Consider the following 884-nt stretch of genomic DNA (forward strand, 5'->3'; position numbering starts at 1 on the left):
CCTGGTCCCATCCTTCGGCGGCCATTCTCGCCTGGGCCGGACGCCCCAGAAAACCACGTTACTTCTTTCAGTAACTCTTTTTAAATATTGCAAGTTTTTGCCACTGCTTTCCTGGGCATGGAGTATCACGGGTTCGGGTGGGTTCCCCCAGGCATACGCACTCTTGGAGAGCAGCCGGGCAATCGCCGCCACTCCGGCCGCGGGGCAGCGCCTCGGCAAAGCCCTCCCGGTTCTCCTCCAACCACCGCCGCCGCAGGGGCGACCACCGCTCATGACGGGGCTCCGCCGCTGCCCGCTGCAGCCGATCCAAGGGGTGCCGTCATCGCGCTTCGTCCCATCCATTGGCGGCCGTTCTCGCCTGGGCCGGACGCCCCAGAAAACTACGTTACTTCTTTCAGTAACTCCTTTGGCATATTGCAGCTTTTTGCAACTTCTTTCTTGGGTATGCAGTATCATGGGTCCGGGTGAGTTCCCAGGCATACGCACTCTTGGAGAGCAGCCATGGCGAACGAGGTGATGGATCCGGCCACGGGCGAGGTCGTGGATCTGGCGGCGATGACCGACCGGGCATTGTTGGAGGCGGTCTACCGCCAGCAGTCGGTGATCCTGGGCGCCCTGCTGGACGTGCTCGGCGCGGCCGAGGCCAACGGCAAGGCGATGGACGAGATGCTTCAGGCCGCCAAGGGCCCGGAGAAGAAGAGCGGCAAGAACCCGGTCGCCGAGTTGAGGGAGGCCATCGAGGGCCTTATCGGCGCGGTGCGGGAGGTACCCGAACAGACCGCCGAAGCCGTGGACGGCCGGCTCGAGGACACCATTCGCCGGTCCATCGGCGCGGAGTAGGGGAGGGCGGCCATGGCGGTCCGCGCCGTCATCCTGCACGATGA

At 64.4% G+C, this 884-nt stretch carries 1 protein-coding gene; it reads left to right on the forward strand.

Annotated elements, in window-relative coordinates; all coding sequences use genetic code 11:
• Nucleotides 1-501 precede the first annotated feature (501 nt).
• Nucleotides 502-840 (forward strand): hypothetical protein, encoded by a 339-nt coding sequence (locus Q7A36_RS40245; RefSeq protein WP_305109400.1) that lies wholly within the window; start codon nucleotides 502-504, stop codon nucleotides 838-840.
• Nucleotides 841-884: the final 44 nt, after the last annotated feature.

This window comes from Paracraurococcus lichenis (genome assembly GCF_030657435.1).
Taxonomy (GTDB): Bacteria; Pseudomonadota; Alphaproteobacteria; order Acetobacterales; family Acetobacteraceae; genus Paracraurococcus; species Paracraurococcus lichenis.